General features: G+C 64.4%; 26 protein-coding genes. 20 read left to right on the top strand and 6 right to left on the bottom strand.

The features are described from left to right. Positions 1-59: 59 nt before the first annotated feature. Positions 60-1,013, bottom strand: coding sequence for a glutathione synthase (gene gshB, locus KI243_RS30690; RefSeq protein ID WP_042934799.1), 954 nt, complete (start codon positions 1,011-1,013; stop codon positions 60-62). 249 nt (positions 1,014-1,262) lie between these two features. Between gshB and pilG the strand changes: the two genes are divergently transcribed. From pilG to madM, 17 genes are all read left to right on the top strand, one after another. Further along, complete coding sequence (gene pilG / locus KI243_RS30685; protein ID WP_017124841.1) at positions 1,263-1,670, top strand: twitching motility response regulator PilG; 408 nt, start codon at positions 1,263-1,265, stop codon at positions 1,668-1,670. A 45-nt stretch (positions 1,671-1,715) separates the two neighbouring features. Further along, on the top strand, positions 1,716-2,081 hold the full coding sequence (gene pilH, locus KI243_RS30680; protein ID WP_042934830.1) for a twitching motility response regulator PilH: 366 nt from the start codon (positions 1,716-1,718) through the stop codon (positions 2,079-2,081). Positions 2,082-2,093: 12 nt separating this feature from the next. After that, the gene (locus tag KI243_RS30675; RefSeq protein ID WP_103032753.1) at positions 2,094-2,633 is read left to right on the top strand and encodes a chemotaxis protein CheW; all 540 of its coding nucleotides are present in this window, start codon (positions 2,094-2,096) and stop codon (positions 2,631-2,633) included. A 3-nt stretch (positions 2,634-2,636) separates the two neighbouring features. Continuing rightward, positions 2,637-4,694, top strand: coding sequence for a methyl-accepting chemotaxis protein (locus KI243_RS30670; protein WP_017124838.1), 2,058 nt, complete (start codon positions 2,637-2,639; stop codon positions 4,692-4,694). Between the two features lie 7 nt (positions 4,695-4,701). Further along, on the top strand, positions 4,702-10,632 hold the full coding sequence (locus KI243_RS30665; RefSeq protein WP_212810241.1) for an Hpt domain-containing protein: 5,931 nt from the start codon (positions 4,702-4,704) through the stop codon (positions 10,630-10,632). Next, complete coding sequence (locus KI243_RS30660; protein WP_017124836.1) at positions 10,625-11,080, top strand: chemotaxis protein CheW; 456 nt, start codon at positions 10,625-10,627, stop codon at positions 11,078-11,080. Before KI243_RS30665 ends, KI243_RS30660 begins: the two co-directional genes overlap by 8 nt. Positions 11,081-11,344: 264 nt before the next feature. Beyond that, positions 11,345-11,974: a nucleotidyltransferase domain-containing protein gene (locus KI243_RS30655; RefSeq protein WP_042934797.1), complete on the top strand. Its 630-nt coding sequence runs from the start codon at positions 11,345-11,347 to the stop codon at positions 11,972-11,974. Continuing rightward, positions 11,937-12,371 carry a hypothetical protein gene (locus tag KI243_RS30650; protein WP_212810240.1) on the top strand — a complete coding sequence of 145 codons (435 nt, stop codon included), beginning with the start codon at positions 11,937-11,939 and terminating at the stop codon, positions 12,369-12,371. Before KI243_RS30655 ends, KI243_RS30650 begins: the two co-directional genes overlap by 38 nt. 110 nt (positions 12,372-12,481) lie before the next feature. Next, a complete protein-coding gene (mdcA, locus tag KI243_RS30645) occupies positions 12,482-14,158 on the top strand; it encodes a malonate decarboxylase subunit alpha (protein WP_177109206.1) in 1,677 nt (558 codons plus the stop codon). Continuing rightward, positions 14,159-15,016, top strand: coding sequence for a triphosphoribosyl-dephospho-CoA synthase (locus KI243_RS30640; RefSeq protein WP_212810239.1), 858 nt, complete (start codon positions 14,159-14,161; stop codon positions 15,014-15,016). Continuing rightward, complete coding sequence (locus KI243_RS30635) at positions 15,016-15,315, top strand: malonate decarboxylase subunit delta (RefSeq protein ID WP_017124831.1); 300 nt, start codon at positions 15,016-15,018, stop codon at positions 15,313-15,315. The genes KI243_RS30640 and KI243_RS30635 overlap by 1 nt, the downstream gene beginning before the upstream one ends. Next, complete coding sequence (locus KI243_RS30630; RefSeq protein ID WP_177087040.1) at positions 15,308-16,159, top strand: biotin-independent malonate decarboxylase subunit beta; 852 nt, start codon at positions 15,308-15,310, stop codon at positions 16,157-16,159. The genes KI243_RS30635 and KI243_RS30630 overlap by 8 nt, the downstream gene beginning before the upstream one ends. Further along, complete coding sequence (gene mdcE / locus KI243_RS30625) at positions 16,156-16,959, top strand: biotin-independent malonate decarboxylase subunit gamma (protein ID WP_017124829.1); 804 nt, start codon at positions 16,156-16,158, stop codon at positions 16,957-16,959. Before KI243_RS30630 ends, mdcE begins: the two co-directional genes overlap by 4 nt. Positions 16,960-16,965: 6 nt before the next feature. Then, on the top strand, positions 16,966-17,595 hold the full coding sequence (locus KI243_RS30620; RefSeq protein ID WP_042934828.1) for a malonate decarboxylase holo-ACP synthase: 630 nt from the start codon (positions 16,966-16,968) through the stop codon (positions 17,593-17,595). Continuing rightward, positions 17,592-18,521, top strand: coding sequence for a malonate decarboxylase subunit epsilon (mdcH, locus tag KI243_RS30615; RefSeq protein ID WP_017124827.1), 930 nt, complete (start codon positions 17,592-17,594; stop codon positions 18,519-18,521). The genes KI243_RS30620 and mdcH overlap by 4 nt, the downstream gene beginning before the upstream one ends. Positions 18,522-18,586: 65 nt before the next feature. Next, on the top strand, positions 18,587-19,003 hold the full coding sequence (gene madL, locus KI243_RS30610; protein ID WP_212810238.1) for a malonate transporter subunit MadL: 417 nt from the start codon (positions 18,587-18,589) through the stop codon (positions 19,001-19,003). Position 19,004: 1 nt separating this feature from the next. Then, entirely contained in the window at positions 19,005-19,769 is a 765-nt protein-coding gene (madM, locus tag KI243_RS30605; protein WP_017124825.1) for a malonate transporter subunit MadM, read from the top strand. 4 nt (positions 19,770-19,773) lie between these two features. Here madM and KI243_RS30600 read toward each other — a convergent pair whose 3' ends face one another. The 3 genes from KI243_RS30600 to KI243_RS30590 form a co-directional block, all read right to left on the bottom strand. Continuing rightward, positions 19,774-20,688 carry a LysR substrate-binding domain-containing protein gene (locus KI243_RS30600; protein WP_017124824.1) on the bottom strand — a complete coding sequence of 305 codons (915 nt, stop codon included), beginning with the start codon at positions 20,686-20,688 and terminating at the stop codon, positions 19,774-19,776. Between the two features lie 64 nt (positions 20,689-20,752). Next, on the bottom strand, positions 20,753-21,295 hold the full coding sequence (locus KI243_RS30595; protein ID WP_017124823.1) for a chromate transporter: 543 nt from the start codon (positions 21,293-21,295) through the stop codon (positions 20,753-20,755). Between the two features lie 3 nt (positions 21,296-21,298). After that, positions 21,299-21,865: a chromate transporter gene (locus tag KI243_RS30590; RefSeq protein WP_177087030.1), complete on the bottom strand. Its 567-nt coding sequence runs from the start codon at positions 21,863-21,865 to the stop codon at positions 21,299-21,301. A 182-nt stretch (positions 21,866-22,047) separates the two neighbouring features. Here KI243_RS30590 and KI243_RS30585 point away from each other — a divergent pair, with 182 nt between their 5' ends. Next, positions 22,048-22,665: a hemolysin III family protein gene (locus KI243_RS30585; RefSeq protein ID WP_017124821.1), complete on the top strand. Its 618-nt coding sequence runs from the start codon at positions 22,048-22,050 to the stop codon at positions 22,663-22,665. 118 nt (positions 22,666-22,783) lie between these two features. Here KI243_RS30585 and KI243_RS30580 read toward each other — a convergent pair whose 3' ends face one another. After that, positions 22,784-23,503 (bottom strand): 16S rRNA (uracil(1498)-N(3))-methyltransferase, encoded by a 720-nt coding sequence (locus KI243_RS30580; RefSeq protein ID WP_178992258.1) that lies wholly within the window; start codon positions 23,501-23,503, stop codon positions 22,784-22,786. 230 nt (positions 23,504-23,733) lie between these two features. Beyond that, entirely contained in the window at positions 23,734-25,140 is a 1,407-nt protein-coding gene (locus KI243_RS30575) for an adenosylmethionine--8-amino-7-oxononanoate transaminase (RefSeq protein WP_212810237.1), read from the bottom strand. Positions 25,141-25,480: 340 nt separating this feature from the next. On the opposite strand from KI243_RS30575, the gene KI243_RS30570 reads away from it, so the two are divergent. Together KI243_RS30570 and KI243_RS30565 are read left to right on the top strand one after the other, a co-directional pair. Then, positions 25,481-26,032 (top strand): cytochrome b, encoded by a 552-nt coding sequence (locus KI243_RS30570; RefSeq protein WP_177128327.1) that lies wholly within the window; start codon positions 25,481-25,483, stop codon positions 26,030-26,032. A gap of 31 nt (positions 26,033-26,063) precedes the next feature. Beyond that, complete coding sequence (locus KI243_RS30565; protein ID WP_017124818.1) at positions 26,064-26,642, top strand: YceI family protein; 579 nt, start codon at positions 26,064-26,066, stop codon at positions 26,640-26,642. Positions 26,643-26,719: the final 77 nt, after the last annotated feature.

The following is a 26,719-nucleotide window of genomic DNA, read 5'->3' as shown; positions in this document are numbered from 1 at the left end:
ACGCGTATCAGAGGCGATGCATGATAACGCAATGTTGGTTTCATCTCGGCTGTTCTACATCAACGGCTTTTGAGCTTCTGCTCGATGGCATCCATCAGCAGGCCGCCGATATTGGTGCCGAAGGCATTGTCGATTTCGCGGATGCAGGTAGGGCTGGTGACGTTGATTTCCGTCAGGTGCTCGCCGATCACGTCGAGGCCGACGAACAGCAGGCCTTTTTCGCGCAGGGTCGGGCCGACCTGGGCAGCGATCCAGCGGTCGCGGTCGGTCAGCGGACGGGCTTCGCCACGACCGCCGGCCGCCAGGTTGCCGCGGGTTTCGCCGGCAGCCGGGATCCGCGCCAGGCAATACGGCACCGGTTCGCCATCGATCATCAGGATGCGCTTGTCACCGTCCTTGATCCCCGGCAGGTAGGCCTGGGCCATGATCTGCTGGGTGCCGAGGGCGGTCAGGGTCTCGAGGATCACCGACAGGTTCGGGTCGCCGACACGGTGCCGGAAGATCGAGGTGCCGCCCATGCCGTCCAGCGGCTTGAGGATCACGTCACCGTGCCTGGCGGCGAATTCGCGCAGGACATCGGCCCGACGGCTGACCAGGGTCGGCGGCGTGCAGTGCGGGAACTGGGTGGCGAACAGCTTTTCGTTGCAGTCGCGCAGGCTCTGGGGCTTGTTCACCACCAGCACGCCGGCGCGCTCGGCCTGTTCCAGCAGGTAGGTGGAGTAGACGAACTCCATGTCGAACGGCGGGTCCTTGCGCATCAGGATCACGTCCAGATCGCTCAGGGCTGCGTCGGTCTCGGCTTCCAGCTCGAACCAGTGCTCGGGGTTGGCGAACACCTTCAAGGGTTTCATCCGTGCCCGGGCCACGCCAGCATCTTGATAAAGGTCCTGCTGTTCCATGTAGAACAGCGTCCAGCCGCGCTCCTGGGCGGCCAGCAACATGGCCAGCGAGCTGTCCTTCTTATAGGAGATGCTGGCGATGGGGTCCATGACAATCCCGAGACGAACGCTCATGGGCTATATCCTCTGTTGGCCGTGAAGGCCGCGATGGCTTGAAAAAGTGGCGTCAGAGTGGCGCTACACCGATTCCCGGTCAAGGAAAAACCGCCTCTGGCAGCCGCGCCGAGGCCGCTCATGGATTGCGTGGGGAGACTGTGCTAAAAAGGTTCGCATCCTGTACGAAATCCTTCCACATCAAGGGTTTCGCGCCCGGAAACCGGGTATCCGTAGAAAACGAGTCGCTGTGGCGATGGTAGAGCAGATATGGAACAGCATTCCACAGCCTTGAAAGTCATGGTCATCGATGACTCCAAGACGATTCGTCGCACGGCCGAAACGCTGCTCAAGCATGTCGGTTGCGAAGTCATCACGGCCATCGACGGTTTCGATGCGCTGGCCAAGATTGCCGATCATCATCCGGGCATCATCTTCGTCGACATCATGATGCCGCGCCTGGATGGTTATCAGACCTGCGCCCTGATCAAGAACAACAGTGCGTTCAAGTCGACGCCGGTGATCATGCTGTCGTCCAAGGACGGCCTGTTCGACAAGGCCAAGGGGCGCATCGTCGGCTCCGACCGCTTCTTGACCAAGCCCTTCAGCAAGGAAGAGCTGCTGGATGCGATCAAGGCCCATGTGCCGGGATTCGCGGCAGTGGAACAAGCACATTGACGGGTGGCCGGTGGGCCGCCCTCTTTATAAGAAATGGGGAACACCATGGCACGCATCCTGATCGTCGATGATTCGCCGACTGAAATGTACAAACTGACCGGCATGCTGGAAAAGCACGGCCATGAGGTCCTCAAGGCCGAGAACGGCGCCGACGGCGTGGCCCTGGCCCGCCAGGAAAAGCCCGACGCGGTCCTGATGGACATCGTCATGCCCGGCCTCAACGGTTTCCAGGCGACCCGCCAGTTGACCAAGGACCCGGAAACCGCGGCGATCCCGGTGATCATCATCACCACCAAGGATCAGGAAACCGACAAGGTCTGGGGTACGCGCCAGGGGGCCAGGGACTACCTGACCAAGCCGGTCGACGAAGAGACCCTGCTCAAGACCCTGAACAACGTCCTGGCCGGTTGACGGCCGGCGCCCATGGCTGAATCGCAGACCGCCTTCCAGCTGTTGCTGGAAATCGACCAGCGCTGCCGGCTGCTGGCGGCGGACCTGCCGTCCCAGGAAACCCGCCAGGACACCTGGAGCGGCATCGGTTTCCGGCTCGGCGAGCAATGGTACGTGGCGCCGATGGGCGAAGTGGCCGAGGTTCTCCATGAGCCGCGCTACACCCTGCTGCCGGGGGTGAAGCCCTGGGTCAGGGGCGTCGCCAACCTGCGCGGGCGGTTGTTGCCGATCATGGACCTGTGCGGTTTCTTCGGGCATGAGTTGTCGCCGTTGCGCAAGCAGCGGCGGGTACTGGTGCTGGAGTACAAGGAGGTGTTCGCCGGCCTGCTGGTGGATGAGGTGGCGGGCATGCAGCACTTTCCCCAGGGCAGCCGGCAGATGCATTCGGTCGAGCGCCCGGAACTGGTGGTGGCGCCCTTTGTGCAGGGCTGTTTCGAACGTGGGCGCAGCTGGTGGGTGTTCAGCCCGTTTGTCCTGGCACAGGCGCCGGGTTTTCTCGAAGTGGCGGTCTGATCGATGATTAAAGCCAAAACCAGCAAGCCGGAAGAGGCTTCGCGCAGTCGTTCGCAGATCATCGTGCTGTTTATCGCGCTGATCGTGTTCATCATGCTGTTGTTCGCCAACTTCGCGTACCTGAACACCCAGTCCAACTACGACAAGCAGTACATCAGCCACGCCGGCGAACTGCGGGTGCTGTCCCAGCGTATCGCCAAGAACGCCACCGAGGCCGCTTCCGGCAAGGCCGCGGCGTTCAAGCTGCTCAGCGATGCACGCAACGACTTCGCCCAGCGCTGGGGCTACCTGAAGAAAGGCGACCCGGCCACCGGCCTGCCCGCCGCGCCACCGGTGGTGCGCAGCGAAATGCACGCGGTGCAGCAGGACTGGGAAAGCCTGCTGAAGAACACCGATGCGATCCTTGCCAGCGAACAGACCGTGTTGTCCCTGCACCAGGTGGCCGCGACCCTGGCCGAAACGGTGCCGCAGCTGCAGGTCGAGTACGAAAAGGTCGTGGAAATCCTCCTGCAACGCGGTGCGCCGGCGGCCCAGGTGGCCATGGCCCAGCGCCAGTCGTTGCTCGCCGAGCGCATTCTCGGCGCGGTGAATACCGTGCTGGCCGGGGATGAAACCGCGTCCCAGGCCGCCGATGCCTTCGGGCGTGACGCGGCGCGCTTCGGCCAGGTGCTCAATGGCATGCTGCAGGGCAATGCGGCGCTGAAGATTTCCCAGGTCGAAGACAAGGACGCCCGCGCCCGTCTCGGCGATATTGCCGAACTCTTCCAGTTCGTCTCCGGTTCCGTCGACGAAATTCTCGAGACGTCGCCGGAACTGTTCCAGGTCCGCGAGTCCGCCAGCAATATCTTCAGCCTTTCGCAGACCCTGCTGGACGAGGCCTCGCACCTGGCCAACGGTTTTGAAAACCTGGCGGGCGGGCGTTCCCTCGACACCATCGGCGGTTATGTCCTGGGCCTGCTGGCGCTGGCCTCGATCATCCTGATCGGCCTGGTGATGGTGCGCGAGACCAACCGGCAACTGCATGAGACCGCGGAAAAGAACGAGCGCAACCAGCACGCGATCATGCGCCTGCTGGATGAAATAGAGGACCTGGCCGACGGTGACCTGACCGTGACCGCCTCGGTGACCGAAGACTTCACCGGGACTATCGCCGACTCGATCAACTATTCGGTGGACCAGTTGCGCGATCTGGTCGCGACCATCAACCTCACCGCCGGCCAGGTGGCCGCCGCCGTGCAGGAAACCCAGGCCACCGCGATGCAACTGGCCGAAGCCTCCGAGCACCAGGCCCAGCAGATCAGCGAGGCGTCCGCCGCCATCAGCGACATGGCCGAGTCCATCGACCAGGTATCGGCCAACGCCGCTGAATCCTCGGCGGTGGCCGAGCGCTCGGTGGAAATCGCCAACAAGGGCAACGAGGTGGTGCACAACACCATTCACGGCATGGACAATATCCGTGAGCAGATCCAGGACACCGCCAAGCGCATCAAGCGGCTCGGCGAGTCTTCCCAGGAGATCGGCGATATCGTCAACCTGATCGACGACATTGCCGACCAGACCAATATCCTCGCCCTCAACGCGGCGATCCAGGCGTCCATGGCCGGCGATGCCGGGCGTGGCTTCGCGGTGGTCGCCGACGAAGTCCAGCGCCTGGCCGAACGCTCTTCCGCCGCCACCCGGCAGATCGAGACCCTGGTGCGGGCGATCCAGGCCGATACCAACGAAGCGGTGATTTCCATGGAGCAGACCACCACCGAAGTGGTGCGTGGCGCCCGCCTGGCGCAGGACGCCGGTGTGGCCCTGGAGGAAATCGAAGGCGTCTCGAAGACCCTGGCGGCGCTGATCCAGAGCATTTCCAACGCAGCCCAGCAACAGACCTCGTCGGCAGGGCAGATCTCGCTGACCATGAACGTGATCCAGCAGATCACCACCCAGACCTCATCCGGCTCGACCGCCACCGCCGACAGCATTGGCAACCTGGCGAAAATGGCCAGCCAGCTGCGGCGCTCGGTCTCCGGCTTCACCTTGCCCCAGGCGCAAGATGCGCGTGAAACCCGGTAGTGCAAGCATGAGCGACCACCACGACTATGTGGCCCTCGAATGGGTCAAGGGCGAAATCGCCGACACCCTGAAGCAGGCCCGCCAGGCCCTGGATGCCTTCGACGAACCGGGGCATTCGAGCCAGGACATCGCCGAATGCCTGGCCTGCATCCACCAGGTGCATGGCAGCTTGCAGATGGTCGAGTTCTACGGCGCGGCCCTGCTGGCCGAAGAGATGGAACAACTGGTGCTGGCCATGCAGCAGGGCCGGGTCGGCGAGCAGGAAGAGGCCATCAGCCTGTTGCACCAGGCTTTCGGTCAACTGCCGCTGTACCTGGACCGTGTGCACAGCGCCCGCCGCGACCTGCCGCTGGTGGTGCTGCCGCTGCTCAACGACCTGCGCAGTGCCCGCGGCGAAAGCCTGCTCTCGGAAACCAGCCTGTTCAGTCCGACCCTGCTCGAACTGCCCGCCCTCGACGACGCGGCCCTGGCCCGCCAGGCCCCGGCGGAACTGCCCAACCTGCTGCGCAAACTGCGGCAGATGCTGCAGACCGCGCTGGTCGGCTTGCTGCGCGAACAGGACGATCAGACCAACCTCGGCTACATGGCCAAGGTCTTCGCCCGTCTCGAAAGCCTGTGCCAGAACGCTCCGCTGGGCCAGCTCTGGCAGGTCGGCTCGGCGCTGGTCGAAGGCATGCTCAGCGGTGCCATCGGCAACAGCCCGGCCCTGCGCAGCCTGCTCAAGGATTCCGACAAGGAACTCAAGCGCCTGCTGGAACAGGGCATGGCCGGCATCAACCAGGCCGCGCCGGACGAATTGCTCAAGAGCCTGCTGTTCTATATCGCCAAGGCCGAGCGGCCCACCGCGCAGATGCTCGCCCTGAAGGCGCGCTACGGTCTCGACGAGGCCTTGCCCGCGACTTCCGTGGTCGACGAAGAGCGCGCGCGCCTGGCCGGCCCCGACCGGGATGCCATGCGTTCGGTGGTCTCGGCGCTCTGTGAAGAGCTGGTGCGGGTCAAGGAGCGGCTCGACCTGTTCGTGCGCAGCGACCGCCAGCACACCGACGACCTGGCCAGCCTGCTGGCGCCGTTGCGGCAGATCGCTGATACCCTGGCGGTGCTCGGTTTCGGCCAGCCGCGCAAGGTCATCATCGATCAACTGGCGGTGGTCCAGGGCCTGGCCCAGGGGCAGCGCGAACCCAATGACGCGGTGCTGATGGATGTCGCCGGGGCCTTGCTCTATGTCGAGGCGACGCTGGCCGGGATGATCGGCACGGTGGAGCCGGAAAGCCGCGAAGAAAGCCGCCTGCCGACCACCGACCTGACCCAGATTCACCAGATCGTGATCAAGGAAGCGCGGATCTGCCTGCAGCAGGCCAAGGACCTGATCGTCGACTACATCGATGCCGACTGGGACCGCGAGCGCCTGATGCCGCTGCCCGAGCTGCTGACCCAGGTCCGTGGCGCCCTGGCGATGATTCCCCTGGGCCGCGCCGCGAGCCTGCTGGAAACCTGCAACCGCTATGTCCGCGAACACCTGCTGGTAGACCCGGCACCACCGTCCTGGCAACAACTCGATCGGCTTGCCGACGCGCTGACCAGCATCGAGTACTACCTCGAGCGCCTGGCCGAAGACCATGAGGCGCCTGGCGAGCGGGTGCTGGACAAGGCCGAGGAAAGCCTCGATGCGCTGGGCTATGCGCCGGTCGAACTGGACGTGCCGTTGCTCGAAGAAATCCTGAGCCCCAGTGAGGCCCAGGTCATGCACGATTTGCAGGCGCTGGACGACCCCCAGGTGGTGCAGTCCCTGGCCGATGTCCTGGCCAGCCCGGTCTCGGCGCTCAACCCGCCGGCCCGGCAGATGCCGGGGAGCCTGCTGCCGCCGCCGTCCGATGAAGCGCCGGTCGATGACGAATTGCGCGAAGTCTTCCTCGAGGAAACCGAGGAAGTCCTCGATGCCTTGCGCGACTACCTGCCACGCTGGCTCGCCGATCTCGAGAGCAAATCGGCCCTGGCCGAGTTGCGCCGGGCCTTCCATACCCTGAAGGGCAGCGGTCGGATGGTGCGTGCGCTGGTGCTGGCCGAACTGGCCTGGGCCGTGGAAAACCTGCTCAACCGAGTGCTGGAGCGCAGCGTCGAACCGGAGCCGGCGGTGCAGCAACTGATCGCCGATGTGGTGGCCTTGCTGCCGGAGCTGATCGGCGAGTTCGCCGCCAATGCCCAGCGCCAGCGTGACGATGTCGACTGGATAGCCGCCCGGGCCCATGAGCTGGCCAGTTCGGATGACGACGAGGCTGACGTCGCTGGCGAGGCCGAGGGCCTTGACCCGCAGTTGCTGGAAATCTTCCGCAACGAGGGCGAAACCCATCTCGACAGCCTCAACCGCTTTCTCGAGCAGGCCGCCGAACACCTGCCGCTGCAGGCCAGCGACGAACTGCAACGGGCCCTGCACACCCTCAAGGGCAGTGCCTATATGGCCGGGGTCCTGCCGATGGCCGAACTGGCCGCGCCGCTTGACCATCTGGCCCGGGAATTCAAGGCTCACCTGCTGGCGCTGGACCTGGACGAGATCGAACTGCTGTTCGAGGCCGAAGGGTTGTTTCGCCGTGGCCTGAAGCAGTTGGACAACGATCCGCTGGCCGCCATCAGCGGCGCGCCGGAGCTGATCCAGCGCACCGAGGCCCTGCTGGCGAGCCGTCTCGACGCGTTGCTGAGCGAGCCCAGCAGTGCCCTGCGGCCCCGGCGTGACCCGCAACTGATCAACAACTTCCTTGCCCAGGGCATGGATATCCTGCTGGACGCCGAGAACCTGTTGCTGCGTTGGCAGCAGCATCCCGGCGAGCGCCAGGAACTCAACGACCTGCTGGACGAACTGACCACCCTCGGCCAGGGCGCGCATATCGCCGACCTGGAGCCGGTGGACGAGTTGTGCGAAGCCTTGCTGGATCTCTACGGCGCCGTCGAAGAGAGCAGCCTGGCGGTCAGCGAACGGTTTTTCCATGAGGCCCAGCAGGCCCATGAAGCGCTGATCAACATGCTCGACGAACTGGCCGCCGGCCAGGCAATCAACCCGCAGCCGGCCCGCGTCCAGGCACTGCGCGAGTTGCTCGACGAAGCCCTCGACCCGTCCGCCACCGGGCTGATCAAGACCGACGGCAGCCGCACCCTGAGCATCACCGAGCTGACCACGGCCACCGCCGAGGCGGCCCGGGTTGACGCGGCCGGGGTGGCCGGCGGCGTCGATCTGGATGACGAGATCGTGACGATCTTTCTCGAAGAGGCGGCGGATATTCTCGACAGCGCCGGGCTGGCCCTGCAGCGCTGGCTCGACGAGCCGGACAACGCCGCGCCGCTGCTGTCCCTGCAACGCGACCTGCATACCCTCAAGGGCGGCGCGCGGATGGCCGAGATCGGTCCGGTCGGCGACCTGGCCCACGAACTGGAAAATCTTTACGAAGGCCTGGTGGACCGGCGTTTCAGCCACTCCCCGGCCCTGGCGCTGCTGCTGCAAAAGAGCCATGACCACCTCGCCGTGTTGCTGGAGCAACTGCAAGGCCAGCAACCCCTGAGCGATCCGGCGGCGCTGATCGACGGCATCCGCGCGTTTCGCCAGCAGGCGGCGGAACCGCTCGAACCGGGAGAGCCGGCCGAGTTGCCGACAGCGGTCAGCGATCCGGAATTGCTGGAGGTCTTTCTCGAGGAAGGCTTCGACATCATCGAAAGCTCCGGCGCCGCGCTGCAGCGCTGGCAGGCCGAGCCGTCGAGCCGCCAGGAAGTGGAAACCCTGCTGCGCGACCTGCACACCCTCAAGGGCGGTGCGCGAATGGTCGAGATTGCGCCCATCGGCGACCTGGCCCATGAACTGGAGTTTCTCTACGAAGGCGTGTCGACCCTGCTGCTGCAGCCTGGCGAGGCGCTGTTCGAGCTGTTGCAGAGCGGCCATGACCGTCTGGCGCAGATGCTCGATGCGGTGCGCGACGAACAGCCGGTGGTCCCGGCCGATGCCCTGATTGCCGAGATCCAGGCCTTTGGTCGCCAGCCCGTGGTCGAGCTGCCGGTGACGCCGGAGCCTGCGCCTTCGCTGCCGTCCAAGAGCGAGGCGGTGCTGCCCGAAGCCGAGCGTCCGCCCCAGGACATGGTCAAGGTCTCCGCGGATCTGCTGGAGGACCTGGTCAACCTGGCGGGGGAAACCTCGATCTTCCGTGGGCGCATCGAGCAGCAGGTGAATGACGCCAAGGTCGCGCTCAACGAAATGGAAACCACCCTCTCGCGGATGCGCGACCAACTGCGGCGGATGGATATCGAAACCCAGGGGCGGATCCTCAGCCGTCAGCAGGTGGAAGCCGAGCGCCTGGGCTACGAAGAATTCGACCCGCTGGAAATGGATCGCCACTCGCAGTTGCAGCAACTGTCGCGGGCCTTGTTCGAGTCGGCCTCCGACCTGCTCGACCTCAAGGAAACCCTGGCCGGCCGTAACCAGGACGCGGAGAACCTGTTGCTGCAACAGGCGCGGGTCAATACCGAGTTGCAGGAAGGCCTGATGCGCACGCGCATGGTGCCGTTCGAACGCCTGGTGCCACGCCTGAAGCGCATCGTCCGGCAGGTGGCCGGAGAGTTGGGCAAGGACGTCGATTTCATTGTCGGCAATGCCGAAGGCGAGATGGACCGCAATGTCCTCGAACGCATGATCGCGCCCCTGGAACACATGCTGCGCAACGCCGTTGACCACGGCCTGGAAAGTGCCCAGGTGCGGCTGGCGGCCGGCAAGCCGGAACAGGGACGGATCACCCTGGACCTGTCCCATGAAGGCGGCGACATCGTCTTCGATATCCGCGACGACGGCGCCGGTGTTCCCCTCGATGCCGTGCGGCGCAAGGCGATCAAGCGCGGGATGATCGAGGAAGACACGCTGATCAGCGACCGCGACGTGTTGCAGTTCATCCTCCAGCCGGGCTTCTCCACCGCCGAGCGCATCACCCAGATTTCCGGGCGCGGCGTCGGCATGGACGTGGTCCACGAGGAAGTGCGGCAACTGGGCGGGACCATGACCATCGACTCGATCAAGGGACAGGGCGTGCACTTCCAGATCCGCCTGCCATTCAGCGTCTCGGTGAACCGCGCGCTGATGGTGCAGTGTGGCGAGGAGCAATATGCGATCCCGTTGAATACCGTCGAAGGCATCGTGCGGGTCCTGCCCGGCGAGCTGGAAGGTTATTACCAGATGAACCCGCCGCGTTACGAATACGCCGGGCAGACCTACGAATTGCGCTACCTGGGCGAACTGCTGCAAACCGTCAGCAAGCCCAAGCTGCTCGGGCTGAGCCAGGCGCTGCCGGTGCTGCTGGTGCATTGCAACGAGCAGCGGGTGGCGTTGCAGGTGGACACCCTGGCCGGCACCCGGGAAATCGTGGTCAAGAGCCTGGGGCCGCAGTTTGCCGCCGTGTCGGGCTTGTCCGGCGCGACGATTCTCGGCGATGGCCGGGTGGTGTTGATTCTCGACCTGCTGGCCCATGTGCGCACTTCCCAGGCCTGGGTGCCGGTGCCGCGGGCGCTGAGCGACCTGGCGGTGGACTTCACGCCGATGCGACCGACGCTGGTCATGGTAGTGGACGACTCGGTCACCGTGCGCAAGGTCACCAGCCGGCTGCTGGAGCGCAACGGCATGAACGTGATCACCGCGAAGGACGGCGTGGACGCGATGACCCTGCTGCAGGAACACACCCCGGACCTGATGCTGCTGGATATCGAAATGCCGCGCATGGACGGCTTCGAAGTGGCGACCCAGGTCCGCAACGATCCGCGCCTGAAGGACTTGCCGATCATCATGATCACTTCCCGTACCGGCCAGAAGCACCGCGACCGGGCCATGGCCATCGGCGTCAACGACTACCTGGGCAAGCCGTACCAGGAATCGGTGCTGCTGGAGAGCATCGCCCACTGGAGCCATGTGCATGCATGAACATCGTGCGAGCAGCCTGACCGGGCTGATGCTGCCACTGGCCGACCGCTACCTGCTGCTGCCGAACGTGGCGGTGGCCGAACTGATCGATTACCAGCGCGGCGAACCGGCCAGCGATGCGCCGCCGTGGTACCTGCGGCAAGTCACCTGGCGTGACCGGCAGTTGCCGCTGATCAGCTTCGAGGCCGCCTGTGGCGGGGCCATTGCAGTCGGCGACCGGTCGCGGATCGTCGTTCTCAATGCCCTGGGCGGGCGGCCGGAACTGAAGTTCATCGCCCTGGTGATCCAGGGCATTCCTCGCTCGTACAAGCTCGACAGCCAGCTGAGCTTTGTCGACGTGCCGCTGTGCCACCTGGAAAAGGCCGCGGTCCAGGTCGCCGACCTGGTGGCAAAAGTGCCGGATCTGCTGGGGCTGGAGCGCCTGGTGCTGGAGTCGGGGCTGGCCTGAGCGATTGCGTGGCGGCGGCCGGCCTCTTCGCTGGCAAGCCAGCTCCTACAATGTCCGTGTCTTTTCCACGATTGCGAGACAGTCCTGAACCTGTAGGAAGTGGCTTGTCGGGGCGCCGCACCGAAGCCAATAGAACCGGTCAGACTTCGCAGATTCTGCTCAACTGATCGTCATCCGCTCGTCCAGCGCGCTCTCTATCACTAGCTCTTGATAAGTCCCAAAAAGGGACCTATCGTTCCCTTTTTGGGACTCTTTGGCGCAACCATGCAAACCCTCTCCCTCAGTGATGCGTTATTTACTGCAACACAACAGCGAATCCTGGGCTTGCTCTTCGGCAAGCCGGACCATAGTTTCTATGCCAATGAGATAGCCCGTTGGGCAAAGGTTGGCAAAGGCAGTCTGATGCGTGAACTGGAACGCCTGCAATTGGCAGGCGTCCTGACCCTCAGTCGGCAAGGCAACCAGACGCATTATCAGGCCAATCCGGCGTGCCCTATCTACCAGGAACTGCTGGGTATCGTGCGCAAGACATTCGGTATTAGCGAACCTTTGCGCGTGGCGCTCGAACCATTTGCGGATCAACTGAACTGGGCATTTGTCTACGGTTCTATCGCCAAGGATGAGGCCCATGCCGGTAGCGATATCGATCTGATGCTGATCGGTAGTGCCCTGCACTATAGCGAGGTGATGGAGCGACTATTGCCCATTGAGGAACAACTGGGCCGCGCTATCAACCCGACGCTTTACAGCCTGGAGGATTGGAGTGAAAAGCTCGCCGCCGGCAACAGCTTCGTTCAGCGGGTGGTGACGCAGGACAAGCTCAACATCATGGGACGCAATCCCCTGGAGTCTAAGGATGGACAGAAACGAGAGTCTGGAAAACCTGCAACGTAGTGGTGGCCTGAAGGCGGAGCCCCCTGACCACAAGGAGTGCGAAGGCTTGATGCGTTCGGCGACTGACCGTTTGCGCGATGCGCGTGCCACACAACTGTCCTTTGCCAGTCGTTTCGACCTGGCCTACAACGCTGCCCATGGCATTGCGCTCACGGCGCTACGCCTCAGCGGATACCGCTCGGATCGACGTTATCTGGTGTTCCAGTGTCTTGCTCATACCGCCGGAGTCAACAAGTTGCAGGTTCGCTTGTTTGCGTTGTGTCATGAACGACGGAATCTGGCGGAATATGAAGGTTACATGGATGAAGACGAGGGATTGCTGGCGGAGTTGATCGACAACGCCACTGCGTTGAAGTCGGTCGTCGAGCAAACAATGGTCGGGCTCTATTACAGTTGAATTTAGTAGAACCATTAACCTGAGCGTAACAGTCCAGCGCCGGGCTTGATTGATGCCCCGGCGATTCGCTCCTACTGTCTACTCCACGAAAGCGAACCCGTGGAGTGAGCATGACAACCCCCAATTCCCCCGACTCGCGCTGGACCCGGCGGCGTGCCGAGAAGCAGCGCCGTCTCGAGCAGGTGCGGGCCCTCGCCGATGGCGTGGTGTTGCCCACCGACAAGATCGTCGCCGCCCTGGAAGCCCTGATCATGCCCGGCGACCGGGTGGTGCTGGAAGGCAACAACCAGAAGCAGGCGGATTTCCTCTCGCGCTCGCTGGTGAAAGCCGACCCGGCCAAACTCCACGATTTGCACATGATCATGCCCAGCGTCGGCCGCGCCGAGCACCTGGACCTGTTCGAGCGCGGCATCGCCCGCAAGCTGGACTTCTCCTTCGCCGGCACCCAGAGCCTGCGCATCAGCCAGCTGCTGGAAGACGGCCTGCTGGAAATCGGCGCGATTCACACCTATATCGAACTCTACGCCCGGTTGGTGGTGGACCTGATCCCCAACGTGGTACTCAGCGCCGGCTTCATGGCCGACCGTGCCGGCAATATCTACACCGGCGCCAGCACCGAGGACACCCCGGCCCTGATCGAGCCGGCGGCGTTCAGCGACGGCATCGTCATCGTCCAGGTCAATCAGTTGGTCGATGACGTCAGCGAACTGCCCCGGGTGGATATTCCGGCGTCCTGGGTCGACTTCGTGGTGGTGGCCGACAAGCCGTTCTATATCGAGCCGCTGTTCACCCGCGACCCGCGCCATATCAAGCCGGTGCATGTGCTGATGGCGATGATGGCGATCCGCGGGATCTACGAGAAACACAATGTGCAGTCCCTCAACCACGGGATCGGTTTCAACACCGCCGCCATCGAGCTGATCCTACCGACCTACGGCGAATCCCTCGGTCTCAAGGGCAAGATCTGCCGCAACTGGACTCTCAACCCGCACCCGACCCTGATTCCCGCCATCGAGAGTGGCTGGGTCGAGAGCGTGCATTGTTTCGGCACTGAACTGGGCATGGAAAACTACATCGCCGCCCGGCCGGATGTGTTCTTCACCGGGCGCGACGGTTCGTTGCGTTCGAACCGGATGTTCTGCCAGTTGGCCGGGCAATACGCGGTGGACCTGTTTATCGGCGCAACCCTGCAGGTCGACGGCGACGGTCATTCTTCCACGGTGACCCGCGGTCGCCTGGCCGGTTTCGGCGGGGCGCCGAACATGGGGCATGATCCACGCGGCCGTCGCCATGGCACCCCGGCCTGGCTCGATATGCGCCTCGATGGCGGCGATGCGCCCGAAGCGTTGCTCGAACGCGGCAAGAAGCTGGTGGTGCAGATGGTCGAGACCTTCCAGGAGGGCGGCAAACCGACCTTCGTCGAGACCCTCGATGCCGTGGATGTGGCGAGGAAAAGCGGGATGCCGCTGGCGCCGATCATGATCTATGGCGATGACGTCACCCACCTGCTGACCGAAGAGGGTATCGCCTACCTGTACAAGGCCCGTTCCCTGGAGGAGCGCCAGGCGATGATCGCCGCCGTGGCCGGTGTCACAGCCATCGGCTTGCGGCATAACCCCAAGGACACCGCGCGGATGCGTCGCGAAGGCCTGATCGCCTTGCCCGAAGACCTCGGTATCCGTCGCACCGATGCCAGCCGCGAACTGCTGGCGGCCAAGAGTGTGGCCGACCTGGTGGAGTGGTCGGGTGGCCTCTACAACCCGCCCGCCAAGTTCAGGAGCTGGTAAATGCACGCCTTCAATCTGCAAGCCCAACCCCTGTCCCTGGCCGAGCGCCTGGCGGACTTCGCGGTGGAAGCGCTGATCGACGAAGCCGACCTGTCGCCCAAGCCGGCCCTGGTGGATCGCCGCGGCAACGGTGCCCACAGCGATCTGCACCTGGGGCTGATGCATGCCTCGGCCTTGTCGCTGTGGCCGATGTTCAGGGAAATGGCGGAAGCCGCGGCCGCCAGCGGCACCGTCGACCTGCCGCTGCGTGAAGCCCTCGGCCGTATCGGCCGTGAAGGCGAGCAGGCCATGCTGCAGACCACCGGCGGGGTGAATACCCATCGCGGCGCGATCTGGGCCCTGGGCTTGCTGGTGGCGGCGGCGGCGCTCGAGCCGCGCGCGGTGATGGCCAATGCCCTGACCCTGCGCGCCGCGCGCCTGGCCTTGCTGGAAGACCGTCATGCGCCCAACGGCAGCAGCCACGGCAGCCAGGTCGCCCAGCGCTACGGCGCGCGCGGGGCCCGGGAAGAAGCGCAACTGGGCTTTCCGGCGGTGACCCGTCTCGGCCTGCCACAACTCAAGCGCAGCCGGCTGGCCGGCCACGGCGAACAGAACGCCCGGCTGGATGCCCTGCTCGCGATCATGACCAGCCTGGCCGACACCTGCGTGCTCTACCGCGCCGGCGTGCCGGGTCTGCAGGCCATGCAACAGGGCGCCCGCGCCGTGCTGGAGGCGGGCGGCAGCGCCAGCCTGGCCGGACGGCGCAGCCTGCATGAATTGGATCAACAGCTGTTGGCGATGAACGCTTCACCGGGTGGCGCGGCGGATCTGCTCGCCGCCTGCCTGCTGATCGACCGCCTCGAACAGGAAGCCTTGTGATGGAAAAATTGTCCTTTGAATTCCCCGCCGGGCAACCGCCCAAAGGCCGTGCCCTGGTGGGTTGCGTCGGCTCGGGCGATCTGGAAGTGCTACTGGAACCCGGCCATCCGGGCCGCCTGTCGATCGAGGTGACGACTTCGGTGAACGGCAGTTCGGCGCGCTGGCAGCATCTGTTCGAGCGACTGTTCGATGGCCAGCTGCCGCCCGCGCTGAGCATCGATATCCACGATTTCGGGGCGACTCCCGGTGTGGTCCGCCTGCGCCTGGAACAAGGCTTCGAGGAGATCGGCCATGACTGACAGCGAGCAGTTGTTGCACAAGCACAGCTTCGTCGAACTCGGCGCCCGCCAGCGTGCGCGAGCGTTGCTCGACAGTGGCAGTTTTCGCGAACTGCTCGACCCCTTTGCGCGGGTCATGTCGCCCTGGCTCGAACGCCAGGGCGTGGTGCCCCAGGCCGATGACGGGGTGGTGATCGCCAAGGGCAGCATCGATGGCCTGCCGGTGGTGGTAGCTGCCATCGAGGGCGCCTTCCAGGGCGGCAGCCTCGGTGAAGTGGGCGGGGCGAAAATCGCCGGTGCCCTGGAACTGGCCGCCGAAGACAACCGCAAGGGCATCCCGACCCGCGCCGTGCTGCTGCTGGAAACCGGCGGCGTGCGGTTGCAGGAGGCCAACCTGGGGTTGGCGGCCATTGCCGATATCCATGCGGCGATTGTCGACCTGCGGCGTTATCAGCCAGTGATCGGCGTGGTGGCCGGCAGCGTTGGTTGCTTTGGCGGCATGTCCATCGCGGCGGCGTTGTGCAGTTATCTGCTGGTGACCCAGGAGGCGCGGCTGGGCCTCAACGGCCCGCAGGTGATCGAACAGGAAGCCGGACTGGAGGAATACGACTCCCGCGACCGTCCGTTCATCTGGAGCCTGACCGGCGGCGAACAGCGTTTCGCCAGCGGCCTGGTGGATCGTTACGTGGCCGATGATGTGGCACAGGTCCGGGAGCAGGTCGCGGCCTTGCTCGAGGCCGGTGTGCCCGAAGCGCAACGCAGCCGGCAGGCGCACTGGTACCTGCAGAGGCTGGCCGAACTGGATGCCGGGCCGCAGATCGATCCCGCCACGGTTCGTCGTCTTTTCCAAGGAGATCGCCCATGAGCGCTTATTCCCTGCGCGGTTTGCACTGGTTCCAGGCCCTGACCGCCGGTGTCGGCGAAGTGTCCGGCCTGCCGCCTTCACTGAAGGTCGCGGATGCCGAGCTCGGCGGCCACCCGGTGCGCTTCCTGGCAGTGGTGGCGGACCCGGCCAATCGCTTTGTCCGTGCCCGCAATGGTGAGGTCGGCCTGCTGGAGGGCTGGGGCCTGGCCAAGGCCGTGGATGAAGTGATCGAGGCTGACAGCGGACGCACGGACAAACGGGCCCTGATCGCCATTGTCGATGTACCGAGCCAGGCCTACGGGCGTCGTGAGGAAGCCCTGGGCATCCACCAGGCCCTGGCCGGAGCGGCGGACAGTTATGCCCGCGCCCGCCTCGCGGGGCACGCGGTGATTGCCCTGCTGGTGGGCAAGGCGATGTCCGGGGCCTTTCTCGCCCACGGTTACCAGGCCAACCGGCTGATCGCCCTGCGCGATCCGGGGGTGATGGTCCACGCCATGGGCAAGGCCTCGGCGGCACGGGTGACCTTGCGCAGCGTCGAAGAGCTGGAAGCCCTGGCCGCCAGTGTGCCGCCGATGGCCTATGACATCGACAGCTACGCCAGTCTTGGCCTGCTGTGGAAAACCCTGGGCGTGGAACAGATCGAACAGCCGACGGCCGTCGACATGGCGCAGGTGCAGGACTGTCTGGTCGAAGCCATCCACGATGTGGCGCACAAGGGCACGGACCTGAGCGGGCGCCTGGGCGCGAGCAATCGGGCGGCGTCGAGCCGGGTTCGGCAACTGTTGCGCGAGCAGTGGTGAATGGCGATGCAGGCTGACGACGAACTCCTTCCTCATGACTTGCTCTGGGGACTGACCCCGGCGCAGTTGCCGGAGGACGCACCGGGCTGGGTTGCCGAGGCGCTGAGCCACGGCCAGCCGGTGGTGGTGCGGCGTGCGTTGGCGTCTGCTGGCCAGGTGCCGGTGGGGGTGCGCGGGGTTCTGCGTGAACAGCGTTTTGCCACGCTGATGCCCCGGCGGCTGGTCGAGCGTCGGGTACGCCCCGAAGCCCTGATCGCGAGTATCGGTTGGGGACGCGACTGGCCGGCCTTGCAGGCGCTGCATTATCTGCGGCCCTTGCTGAACGCTTCGGGCCTGGCCTGGGGCGTCGGCGGCAGTGCCGGTTTCGAGTTGGCCACCGGCTTGCCGACCCTGCATCAGCAGAGTGACCTGGACCTGATCCTGCGGGCGCCGCAAGCCTTGTCGCGTCGTCAGGCCGCCGGCCTGTTGCAGCAATTGGACAATCCGTTCTGCCGCGTCGACCTGCAGGTGCAGACGCCACAAGGCGCGGTGGCGCTGGCCGAGTGGGCGGGCCCGGCACGCCGGGTCCTGCTCAAGCGGGCCGAGGGCGCGCTGTTGGTGCTCGATCCCTGGGCCGACCAGGAGCAGGCGGCATGAGCAGCCTGCTGGTGTTTCCCGGCCAGGGTGCACAACAGCCCGGCATGTTGCAGCGGCTGCCCGATGCCGCCGTGGTCCGCGATTGCCTGCGCGAAGCGAGCGAAGTCCTGGGCGAGGAGGTCGCGACCCTGGATACGCCACAGGCCCTGGCCTCGACCCGTGCGGTCCAGCTCTGCCTGCTGCTCGCCGGGGTGGCCGCTGCCCGCTTGTTGCTGGAGAACACGGAGGCGCCGAGCCATGTCGCCGGCCTGTCCATCGGCGCCTATCCGGCGGCGGTGGTGGCCGGGGCGCTGGACTTCGACGATGCCGTACGGCTGGTGAGCCTGCGTGGTGAGCTGATGCAACGGGCTTATCCACAGGGCTATGGCATGACCGCCCTGATCGGGCTGGAACTGGCGGCTGTGGATAAGTTGTTGGCCCAGGTGCACAGCGAGCGCACCCCGGTCTACCTGGCGAACATCAACGCCGACAACCAGTGTGTGATCGCCGGGAGCGAGGCGGGTATGAACGCGCTGGTTGCCCTGATGAGAAAGGACGGCGCCTCCCGGCGCCTGGCGGTCAGCGTGCCTTCTCATTGTCCGCTGCTGGACGAACCGGCCCGGGCATTGGCCGCCGCGTTCGCCACGGTGGCGCTGCGCGCGCCGCGGCTGGGCTACCTCAGCGGCAGCAGCGCGCGGCTGCTGCGTACCGCTGAACAGATCCGCGATGACCTGGCGTTCAACATGTGCCGGGTCGTCGACTGGCGCGGCACCGTGCAAAGCGCCTATGAGCGCGGCAGCCGCCTGCAGATCGAACTGCCACCGGGTTCGGTATTGACCGGCCTGGCGCGCCGGGTGTTCGAGCAAGGCACCGTCATTGCCTTCGACGGTGCCCGGCTGGACAGCCTCAAGGCGCTGATGGATGAGGAGGGACGCCGTCACCGATAAACACCGGCTGCTGCTTCGAAGGACAAAAACAACAACTTCGACAATGCGATGCGAGGACAACAAGAATGATTATTTACGGTGTGGCACTGTTGGCGATCTGTACGCTGGCAGGGGTGATTCTGGGTGACATGCTGGGCGTGTTGCTGGGGGTGAAGTCCAATGTCGGCGGGGTCGGGATCGCGATGATCCTGCTGATCTGCGCGCGTTTGTGGATGCACAGGCGCGGCTGCATGACCAGGGACTGCGAGATGGGTGTCGGTTTCTGGGGCGCCATGTACATTCCGGTGGTGGTCGCCATGGCCGCCAACCAGAACGTGGTCACGGCGCTGCACGGCGGTCCGGTGGCGGTATTGGCGGCGATCGGTTCGGTGGTGGTCTGTGGCTGCACCATTGCCCTGATCAGTCGGACCCACAAGGGCGAGCCATTGCCGGACGAACCGGCCGATATCGTGCCGGTCACTCCTGTCGCGGGAGGTCGCTGATATGTGGGATCTCATCGAGAAAGGCCTGGAACACAATGGCCTGATCACCGCGTTCGCCTTTGTCGGCGTGGTGATGTGGGTGTCGGTGGTGCTGTCCAGGCGCCTGACCTTTGGCCGGATCCACGGCTCGGCGATTGCCATCGTGATCGGCCTGGTGCTGGCCTGGGTCGGCGGCACCCTGACCGGCGGACAGAAGGGCCTGGCGGATCTGACGCTGTTCTCCGGCATCGGCCTGATGGGCGGGGCGATGCTGCGGGACTTCGCCATCGTTGCCACGGCCTTTGAAGTGCAGGCCACCGAGGCGAAGAAAGCCGGGTTGATCGGTGCCCTGGCGCTGCTGCTGGGCACGGTGCTGCCGTTTATCGTCGGGGCGAGCATGGCCTGGGCCTTCGGTTATCGCGATGCGGTGAGCATGACCACCATCGGGGCTGGCGCGGTGACCTATATCGTCGGGCCGGTGACCGGTGCGGCGATTGGCGCGAGTTCCGATGTGGTGGCGCTGTCGATCGCGACGGGGTTGATCAAGGCGATCATCGTGATGGTCGGCACGCCGGTGGCGGCGCGCTGGATGGGCCTCGACAACCCGCGTTCGGCGATGGTCTTCGGCGGCCTGGCAGGCACGGTCAGCGGCGTGACCGCCGGCCTCGCGGCGACGGATCGGCGGCTGGTGCCCTATGGCGCGCTGACGGCAACCTTCCACACCGGGCTGGGCTGCCTGCTCGGACCTTCGGTGCTGTTCTTCATCGTGCGCGGCCTGGTGGGCTGAGCCATCAATTCAACCTGTTGGCATACATCCGGCATTCCGCCAGGAGTGCCAACAGGTTGGGATCACGTTCCTTGGCCTTGAGAAACACCACGCCGATATGCTGTTGCAGGTGATAGCGCACCTGCAGCGGGATCAGCTTCACCCGGTTCTCGTACACCGCGGCGATCCGCCCTGGCAGCAAGGCGTATCCGACGCCGGAACTGACCATGCTCAGCAGGGTGAAGATATCGTTGACCTGCATCGCCACCTTCGGCTCGAACCCCGCCTGCTCGAACACCCGGTTGCCGTCGCGGTGCGTGGCGAAGCCCTGGGTCAGGGTGATGAAGGTCATGTCCCGCAGGTCCGCCAGGTCGACTTCGTCCTGCTGGGCGAAGGGCGAGTCGGCGGGTGTCGCCAGGAAGATATCGTCGGCGAACAGCGGTAGGTGTTCGCAGTCCGGGTCGTTGGTGGTGTCGTCCAGTGACACCAGGATCGCGTCCACTTCCATGTTCTTGAGCTTGTACAGCAGGTCGAAGTTGGAGCCCAGGATCAGGTCGATGTTCAGTTCGCTGCGGCGGATCTTCAGGCCCATGATCAGTTGCGGCACGGTTTTCACCGTCAGCGAATAGAGCGAGCCGAGCTTGAACCGCTCGGCGGAGAAACCGGCGGCCTCGCGGGTCATGCGCACGCTTTCGACGACGTCCTGGATCAGCTTCTGCGCGCGCTCTTCCAGCACGTAGGCGCTTTCCAGCGGTGTCAGGTTGCGGCCCTCGTGCTTGAACAGCGGGCAGCGCAGGGCGTTTTCCAGGGAGTGGATGGCCCGATGCACGCTGACATTGCTGGTCTGCAACTCGGCCGCCGCCCGCGCCAGGTTGCCGGTGCGCATGAAGGCCAGGAACACTTCCAGTTTTTTCAGGGTCAGCTCTTCGTCGATCAGCATGGCGCGGGCTCTTTTTCGAATGCCTCGATTGTGCCCAAGTCCCGGGGTTTTGGCTGGGGCTTTTTCAGAACCAGTTGGCTCCCAGGGTGCTGCTCAGCAAGCCGAGGGCGACGCCGGCGATGATCAGCCAGATGGCGTTGACCCGGCTGAAATACACCACGGCGGCGCTGACCAGTGTCAGCAGCAGGCTCAAGGCGCTGGTTTCCATGCTGCGGATCAGGATGTAGCTGGCGGCGAGGATCAACCCCACCGAGATCGGCAGCAGGGCGCGTTTGATCCGCTGGACCCACGGCGTTGCGGTGTGTTTCTCCAGCCAGCCGGCGCCGAACCAGGTGAGCATCGAGCAGGGCAGCAGCTTGGCCGTCAGCGCCACCAGCGCTCCGGGCAGGCCGGCCGCCTGCTGGCCGATAAACACCAGAAACATGCCGTTGGGGCCCGGCAGTGCCTGGGACAGGGCGAAGAAGGCGACGAACTGGGCGTCGCTGATCCAGTTCATCTGGGTCACGGTGTAGCGATGGATGTCGCCCAGGGCCACGGTGTTGCCGCCGATGGCCATCAACGACCAGAGCGCGCATTGGATCATCAGATGAAACAGTACGGTCTGCATGGTTCAGGCCCGCGGGTCGACAAAACGCAGGGCGATCGACAGCGGGATGCAGATCAGCAGGACGCTCCATAGCGGCAGGACCAGCACGCCCATCAGAATAAAGGTCAGGCCGAAGGCGCAGTAGTTGGCGAGGTTGCGCGGCATGGCCCTGAGCAGGCGCAGGGTGCTGCCGAGCATCAGCCCGGTGGCGATCGGCATGATGGCGCCGAACACCTGTTGCACCGCGTCATTGTTCCACCAGCGGGCGTAGGCGAAGCCTGCCAGCACGGTGATGATCGAGGGGAACAGATAGAGTCCGAGCAGCGCCACGCAGGCCCCCGGCAGACCCTGCTGGCGGCGGCCGTAGATGATGCTGACGTTGCCGATGTTCGGTCCCGGGAAAAACTGGCCGGTGGTCAGCAGTTCGTTGAAGCCTTGTTCGTCGACCCAGCGCCGGCGGTCCACCATCATCTGCCGGGCCCAGGGCATCACGCCGCCGAAGCCGAACAGGCCGACCATGGCGAAGTTGTAGAAGAGTTGCCAGAGGCTGGGCGAAGGGGCGAGGGCGGTGGTTGGCGCCGTGGCGGACATCGATGGGCTCCTTGGAACAGGCGGGGGCCGTTGCGGGTTTGGCGGTGGGCCATCAGTAAAGCCGGTTCGGGCCCGGCACACCAGAGGCCGGTCGAGAAATTGCCGGGCGCCGGGCATTGCATTCCGCGCCGCGAGGCCTGAGCCTAGTGGGCGGTATTCTGATCAACGGAGGTAGGCGGCAGATGTATCACGGGGAACGATTCAACGCCTGGACCCACCTGGTGGGGGCGGTGCTGGCGTGCATCGGCGCCATCTGGCTGCTGGTGATGGCGAGCCTGGACGGCAGCCCGTGGAAGATTGTCAGCGTGGCGATCTACGGCGTCACGCTGCTGGCCCTGTATAGCGTGTCGACGGTCTATCACAGTGTGCGCGGACGAGCGAAGGTGATCATGCAGAAGGTCGATCACCTGTCGATCTACCTGCTGATTGCCGGCAGTTATACGCCGTTCTGCCTGGTCACCTTGCGCGGTCCCTGGGGTTGGACCCTGTTCGGCATCGTCTGGGGGCTGGCGGTGATCGGCATGTTGCAGGAGATCAAGCCGCGCTCCGAGGCCCGGATCCTGTCGATCGTGATTTATGCGGTAATGGGCTGGATCGTGCTGGTGGCCATCAAGCCCCTGCTGGCCGCGCTGGGTATGGCCGGCTTTATCTGGCTGGCCACGGGCGGCGCGCTGTATACGCTGGGGATCATCTTTTTTGCCCTCGATCACCGGCTGCGCCATTCCCATGGGATCTGGCACCTGTTCGTGATCGCCGGCAGTGTCCTGCATTTCGTGGCGATCTCGTGGTTCGTGATCTGACCTAAGGTCGAGCGCGGACCTTGGTGGGAGCCGACTTGCCGGCGAAGGCGGGCGATCGGGCGATGCAAGGCCGGCTGGCCTCATCGCTGGCAAGCCAGCTCAGGTTTTGCGCTGTCTGTCAGAAGTCGCCCCACAACTGCTGGGCGACCGCCAGCGCCACCACCGGCGCGGTTTCGGTACGCAGGACTCGCGGGCCGAGGCGCGCCGGCAGGTAGCCGGCCTTGGCCGCCTGCTCGACTTCGCTGTCGGACAGGCCACCTTCCGGACCGATCAGAAACGCCAGGGTGCCCGGTTTCGGGTGACTGGTCAGGGGTTCGGCCACCGGATGCAGCACCAGCTTGAGGTCGGCTTCGGTCTGTTTCAGCCACTCGGCCAGCAACAGCGGTGGGTGGATCACCGGCAGGGTGGAGCGACCGCACTGTTCGCAGGCGCTGATCGCGATCTGCCGCCAGTGGGCCAGGCGCTTGTCGGCGCGTTCATCCTTGAGACGAACCTCGCAGCGCTCGCTGACGATCGGGGTGATCGCGTTGACGCCCAGCTCGGTGGCTTTCTGGATCGCCCAGTCCATCCGTTCGCCACGGGACAGGCCCTGGCCGAGGTGGATATGCAGCGCGGAATCCGCCTGGCCGGCGAAGCGTTCATTCAATTGCACGCGCACGCGCTTCTTGCCGACTTCCAGAAGGGTGCCGAGGAATTCGCTGCCCGAGCCGTCGAACACTTGCAGCACGTCGCCTTCGCTCATGCGCAGCACGCGGCCGATATAGTGCGCCTGGGCCTCTGGCAGTTCGTGTTCGCCGAGGCTCAGGGGAGTGTCGATAAAGAAGCGGGACAGGCGCATGGTGAGTCTCTGAATAACTGAATGATGTTTTGCCTGGGAGGGGCTTTTCGCGGGCAAGCCCGCTCCCACAGTGTCCGTGCCTGACCAGGCTTCCGAGGCACGACCTCGGACCCGGGAGTGGGCAAGCCCGCTCCCATGGTGTCCGTGCCTGGCCAAGCGTCCGAGGCACGACCTCGGACCCGTGGGAGCGGGCTTGCCCGCGAAGGCGGTATCACGGACGCCGCAATATCCTAGCCCGGATCGCGGAAATCCGGATGGAAGTTGGCCGGCACCGCCACGCTGATATCGCTGCGGGTCGCTATATCGATCCCTTCGCTGGCGACTTCGGCGAGGAAGTCGATCTGCTCCGCTGTGATCACATACGGCGGCAGGAAATACACCACGCTGCCCAGGGGGCGCAGCAGGGCGCCGCGCTCCAGCGCATGCTGGAAGACCTTCAGGCCACGGCGTTCCTGCCATGGGTAGGTGGTCTTGCCCGCCTTGTCCTGGACCATCTCGATGGCCAGGGCCATGCCGGTCTGCCGTACTTCGCCCACATGGGGATGGTCCGCCAGGTGCGCGGTAGCACTGCCCATGCGCCGGGCCAGGGACTTGTTGTTCTCGATGACGTTGTCCTGCTCGAAGATATCCAGGGTCGCCAGGGCCGCCGCGCAGGCCAGGGGGTTGCCCGTGTAGCTGTGGGAGTGGAGGAACGCGCGCAGGGTCGGATAGTCGTCGTAGAAGGCGCTGTACACCTCTTCGGTGGTCAGGCAGGCCGCCAGCGGCAGGTAGCCGCCGGTCAGGGCTTTCGACAGGCACAGGAAGTCCGGGCGGATACCGGCCTGTTCGCAGGCGAACATGGTTCCGGTGCGGCCGAAGCCCACGGCGATTTCATCGTGGATCAGGTGCACGCCGTAGCGGTCGCAGGCCTCGCGCAGCAGCTTGAGGTAGACCGGATGGTACATGCGCATGCCGCCGGCGCCCTGGATCAGCGGCTCGACGATCACCGCGGCGACGCTGTCGTGATGCTCGGCCAGGGTCTGCTCCATGACCAGGAACATGTTGCGCGAATGCTCTTCCCAACCCATGCCTTCCGGGCGCAGGTAGCAGTCCGGGCTGGGCACCTTGATGGTGTCCAGCAGCAGCGCCTTGTAGGTTTCGGTGAACAACGGCACATCGCCCACCGACATCGCCGCGACGGTCTCGCCGTGATAGCTGTTGGTCAGGGTGACGTAACGCTTCTTTTCCGGCCGGCCACGGTTGAGCCAGTAGTGAAAGCTCATCTTCAACGCGACTTCGATGCAGGACGAGCCATTGTCGGCATAGAAGCAGCGGGTCAGGCCTTCGGGCGTCATCTTCACCAGGCGTTCGGACAACTCGATCACCGGCTGATGGCTGAAGCCGGCGAGGATCACATGCTCCAGTTGATCGACCTGGTCCTTGATACGCTGGTTGATGCGCGGATTGCAGTGGCCGAACACGTTGACCCACCACGAACTCACGGCGTCGAGATAGCGTTTGCCGTCGAAGTCTTCCAGCCAGACGCCTTCGCCGCGCCGGATCGGGATCAGCGGCAGCAGTTCGTGATCTTTCATCTGGGTGCAGGGGTGCCACACGACCTCGAGGTCGCGTTTCATCCACTGGTTGTTCAGGCTCATTTCCACTCTCCCACGGGCGGCTCGCTACAGGCGCGGGCAAACAATCCGCAAGCCTATGCAATGCGTGGCCGCGGGACAACCCATTGGGGCATTTACCCGACCAGGAATCGAACGATGAGGTCGTCCGGCGGCGGCATGGACGATTTTTGCGATCATGGCCCTGGCGACTCGAATAAAACCGCTTGCCGGGCTGTTCTACCTGAGCGACGACCTTAATATTTTCTTAACCCGCTCGTCTCAGACTTATGATCGTATTTCTCGATATTTCAAAGCGAAATTTTCCGCTTTAATTCGATAGGTAAACCATTAGTCTTTGACGCAATACTTACAGGATCCGGCCATGCAGCTACGTAATTCCTCTTCTCGCTACGGTGCAGTCAGCATGTTCCTGCACTGGGGCGTGGCTCTGGTGGTCTTCGGTCTTTTTGCGCTGGGCTTGTGGATGGTCGGTCTCGACTACTACAGCGAATGGCGCAAGGCTGCTCCGGACCTGCATAAAAGTATTGGCCTGACCCTGTTCGCGGTGATGGTCCTGCGACTGCTCTGGCGCTTTGTCAGCCCGCCGCCGCCGGCACCGTCCAACCACGGCCGGCTGACCCGCGTGGCTGCCAAGCTGGGCCATGGCTTTCTCTATCTCGGCCTGTTCGCCCTGATGTTTTCCGGGTACCTGATTTCCACCGCAGAAGGTGTCGGGATTCCGGTGTTCAACCTGTTCGATGTGCCTGCCTGGATTTCCAGCATCCCCGACCAGGCGGATGTGGCGGGTACGGTGCATCTGTACCTGGCCTGGACGGTGGTGATCTTTGCCGTTCTCCATGGCCTGGCTGCCCTCAAGCACCATTTTATCGACCGTGATGCGACGCTGACCCGCATGTTGGGTCGCAAAGCCTGATGTTCAACCTCGACTCAAAAGGAATAGAAGCATGTTGAAAAAGACTCTCGCCGCTCTGGCAATCGGTACCGCTCTTCTGTCTGCCGGTCAGGCGATGGCCGCTGACTATGTGATCGACAAGGAAGGCCAGCACGCCTTCGTTGACTGGAAAATCAGCCACTTGGGCTACAGCTTCGTACACGGTACCTTCAAGGACTGGAGCGGCAAGTTCAGCTTCGACGCCAAGACCCCTGAAGCGAGCAAGATCGAAGTCGAACTGAAAACCGCCAGCGTGTTCTCCAACCACGCCGAGCGTGACAAGCACATCTCCAGTAAAGACTTCCTGGACGTGGCCAAGTACCCGGAAGCCAAGTTCGTCTCCACCGCCGTCAAGTCCACTGGCGAGAAAACAGCTGACGTGACCGGCGACCTGACCCTGCACGGCGTGACCAAGCCGGTCACCTTCAAGGCCACGTTCAACGGCGAAGGCAAGGATCCATGGGGCGGCTACCGTGCCGGCTTCAACGGCACCACCACCCTCAACCTGAACGATTTCGGCATCAAGGGCCCAGGTCCTACTTCCCAGACCCTGGACCTGGATATCTCGTTTGAAGGTGTGCAGGCGAAATAAGCGGGCATCATCCGTGATACCCCCATGAAAAACGCCCCCGGCTCTCACGAACCGGGGGCGTTTTTCATTGCCGTCTG

The sequence above is a fragment of the Pseudomonas sp. Ost2 genome (assembly GCF_018326065.1).
In the GTDB taxonomy this organism is placed as follows: Bacteria; Pseudomonadota; Gammaproteobacteria; order Pseudomonadales; family Pseudomonadaceae; genus Aquipseudomonas; species Aquipseudomonas gingeri.
Note: the sequence above shows the minus strand (reverse complement) of the source record. Positions and strands in the feature narration are given on the sequence as shown.

Bases quoted from the DNA above. Each gene is read 5' to 3' on its own strand.
- gshB (WP_042934799.1), bottom strand. From the start codon at position 1,013: ATGAGCGTTCGTCTCGGGATTGTCATGGACCCCATCGCCAGCATCTCC.
- pilG (WP_017124841.1), top strand. From the start codon at position 1,263: ATGGAACAGCATTCCACAGCCTTGAAAGTCATGGTCATCGATGACTCC.
- pilH (WP_042934830.1), top strand. From the start codon at position 1,716: ATGGCACGCATCCTGATCGTCGATGATTCGCCGACTGAAATGTACAAA.
- KI243_RS30675 (WP_103032753.1), top strand. From the start codon at position 2,094: ATGGCTGAATCGCAGACCGCCTTCCAGCTGTTGCTGGAAATCGACCAG.
- KI243_RS30670 (WP_017124838.1), top strand. From the start codon at position 2,637: ATGATTAAAGCCAAAACCAGCAAGCCGGAAGAGGCTTCGCGCAGTCGT.
- KI243_RS30665 (WP_212810241.1), top strand. From the start codon at position 4,702: ATGAGCGACCACCACGACTATGTGGCCCTCGAATGGGTCAAGGGCGAA.
- KI243_RS30660 (WP_017124836.1), top strand. From the start codon at position 10,625: ATGCATGAACATCGTGCGAGCAGCCTGACCGGGCTGATGCTGCCACTG.
- KI243_RS30655 (WP_042934797.1), top strand. From the start codon at position 11,345: ATGCAAACCCTCTCCCTCAGTGATGCGTTATTTACTGCAACACAACAG.
- KI243_RS30650 (WP_212810240.1), top strand. From the start codon at position 11,937: ATGGACAGAAACGAGAGTCTGGAAAACCTGCAACGTAGTGGTGGCCTG.
- mdcA (WP_177109206.1), top strand. From the start codon at position 12,482: ATGACAACCCCCAATTCCCCCGACTCGCGCTGGACCCGGCGGCGTGCC.
- KI243_RS30640 (WP_212810239.1), top strand. From the start codon at position 14,159: ATGCACGCCTTCAATCTGCAAGCCCAACCCCTGTCCCTGGCCGAGCGC.
- KI243_RS30635 (WP_017124831.1), top strand. From the start codon at position 15,016: ATGGAAAAATTGTCCTTTGAATTCCCCGCCGGGCAACCGCCCAAAGGC.
- KI243_RS30630 (WP_177087040.1), top strand. From the start codon at position 15,308: ATGACTGACAGCGAGCAGTTGTTGCACAAGCACAGCTTCGTCGAACTC.
- mdcE (WP_017124829.1), top strand. From the start codon at position 16,156: ATGAGCGCTTATTCCCTGCGCGGTTTGCACTGGTTCCAGGCCCTGACC.
- KI243_RS30620 (WP_042934828.1), top strand. From the start codon at position 16,966: ATGCAGGCTGACGACGAACTCCTTCCTCATGACTTGCTCTGGGGACTG.
- mdcH (WP_017124827.1), top strand. From the start codon at position 17,592: ATGAGCAGCCTGCTGGTGTTTCCCGGCCAGGGTGCACAACAGCCCGGC.
- madL (WP_212810238.1), top strand. From the start codon at position 18,587: ATGATTATTTACGGTGTGGCACTGTTGGCGATCTGTACGCTGGCAGGG.
- madM (WP_017124825.1), top strand. From the start codon at position 19,005: ATGTGGGATCTCATCGAGAAAGGCCTGGAACACAATGGCCTGATCACC.
- KI243_RS30600 (WP_017124824.1), bottom strand. From the start codon at position 20,688: ATGCTGATCGACGAAGAGCTGACCCTGAAAAAACTGGAAGTGTTCCTG.
- KI243_RS30595 (WP_017124823.1), bottom strand. From the start codon at position 21,295: ATGCAGACCGTACTGTTTCATCTGATGATCCAATGCGCGCTCTGGTCG.
- KI243_RS30590 (WP_177087030.1), bottom strand. From the start codon at position 21,865: ATGTCCGCCACGGCGCCAACCACCGCCCTCGCCCCTTCGCCCAGCCTC.
- KI243_RS30585 (WP_017124821.1), top strand. From the start codon at position 22,048: ATGTATCACGGGGAACGATTCAACGCCTGGACCCACCTGGTGGGGGCG.
- KI243_RS30580 (WP_178992258.1), bottom strand. From the start codon at position 23,503: ATGCGCCTGTCCCGCTTCTTTATCGACACTCCCCTGAGCCTCGGCGAA.
- KI243_RS30575 (WP_212810237.1), bottom strand. From the start codon at position 25,140: ATGAGCCTGAACAACCAGTGGATGAAACGCGACCTCGAGGTCGTGTGG.
- KI243_RS30570 (WP_177128327.1), top strand. From the start codon at position 25,481: ATGCAGCTACGTAATTCCTCTTCTCGCTACGGTGCAGTCAGCATGTTC.
- KI243_RS30565 (WP_017124818.1), top strand. From the start codon at position 26,064: ATGTTGAAAAAGACTCTCGCCGCTCTGGCAATCGGTACCGCTCTTCTG.